Origin of the sequence: Blautia sp. Sow4_E7 (genome assembly GCF_052116245.1) — a bacterium.
Taxonomy (GTDB): domain Bacteria; phylum Bacillota; class Clostridia; order Lachnospirales; family Lachnospiraceae; genus Blautia_A.
In genome coordinates this window covers 1-1,485 of the sequence record NZ_JBQKLL010000113.1, presented here as the reverse complement: position 1 = coordinate 1,485, position 1,485 = coordinate 1, and the positions used below count along the sequence as shown (strand labels likewise).

At 41.8% G+C, this 1,485-nt stretch carries 1 protein-coding gene; it reads left to right on the top strand.

Translation table 11 applies throughout. From position 1 onward, the window contains the following. The first annotated feature begins 83 nt into the window (after window positions 1–83). Window positions 84–1,325 carry an IS256 family transposase gene (locus ACTQ50_RS19590; RefSeq protein WP_118049781.1) on the top strand — a complete coding sequence of 414 codons (1,242 nt, stop codon included), beginning with the start codon at window positions 84–86 and terminating at the stop codon, window positions 1,323–1,325. The last annotated feature ends 160 nt before the right edge of the window (window positions 1,326–1,485 follow it).

The window sequence follows — 1,485 nt, the reverse complement described above, 5'->3', positions numbered from 1 at the left end:
GAGAGTATGAAACTTTTTCTGTAAAATAATGTTTAGAAGGTTCTTCTATGATACAATAAATATCATTAGGAGGGCCTTTTATTATGGCAAGACAAAAGAAACCTGTACATCGTGTACAAATGACAGAAGGAAAACGAAACATCATCCATCAGCTCCTGGAAGAGTACGATATCCAGTCTGCAGAAGACATTCAGGATGCGCTCAAGGATCTTTTAGGCGGCACCATTAAGGAAATGATGGAAGCTGAAATGGATGATCATCTTGGTTACGAAAAATCCGAACGCTCAGATAATGATGATTATCGCAATGGTTATAAGCGGAAACAGGTCAACAGCCGGTATGGATCGATGGAAATCGAAGTGCCACAGGATCGCAAATCAACGTTTGAACCACAGGTTGTGAAAAAACGTCAGAAAGATATTTCCGATATTGATCAGAAGATCATTTCCATGTATGCCAAAGGAATGACTACCCGGCAGATTTCCGAAACCATCGAAGATATTTATGGCTTTGAAACTTCTGAAAGCTTTATTTCTGATGTGACTGATAAGATCCTGCCACAGATCGAAGACTGGCAGAACCGGCCACTGGACGAGGTCTATCCCATTCTTTACATTGATGCAATCCATTATTCTGTAAGGGATAATGGCGTGATCCGAAAGCTTGCTGCTTACGTGATTCTGGGAATCAACACGGAAGGAAAAAAAGAAGTTTTAACCATCAGTGTTGGCGATAACGAAAGCGCAAAATACTGGCTTTCCATTATGAATGAACTGAAAAATCGTGGTGTCAAAGATGTATTAATCATCTGTGCCGATGGTTTAACCGGAATCAAAGAAGCAATCGCAGCAGCTTTTCCAAAGACGGAATACCAGCGCTGTATTGTACACCAGGTAAGAAACACGTTGAAATATGTCCCGGATAAAGACAGAAAAGCCTTCGCTACGGATCTGAAAACCATTTATCAGGCCACAGATGAAAAGAAAGCTCTGGCAGCCTTAGAGCGTGTAACAGAAAAATGGACACCAAAATATCCGAATTCCATGAAGCGCTGGAAGGATAACTGGGACGCAATCTCGCCGATCTTTAAATTTTCAACGACGGTCAGAACGGTGATTTATACTACAAATGCTATTGAATCCCTGAATTCTACCTACCGGAAACTGAATCGCCAGAGAAGCGTATTTCCAAGCGATACAGCTCTATTAAAGGCACTGTATCTTGCCACATTTGAAGCTACGAAGAAATGGACCAGTACGATCCGCAACTGGGCACAGGTGTATGGTGAACTGAGTATTATGTACGAAGGACGCCTCCCAGAGTAACGAATAAACAGGCGAATAAGACGGGCGGAAAACCGCCTGCTCTTGACATGCCATTCAACAACTGTTATATATAAAACAAGGGTGAGAAGCCTGATTTTCAGGCTTGCCACCCTTACATATCATAGAAGAATCTTATTTACAGACTTTTTCTCATAGTCTC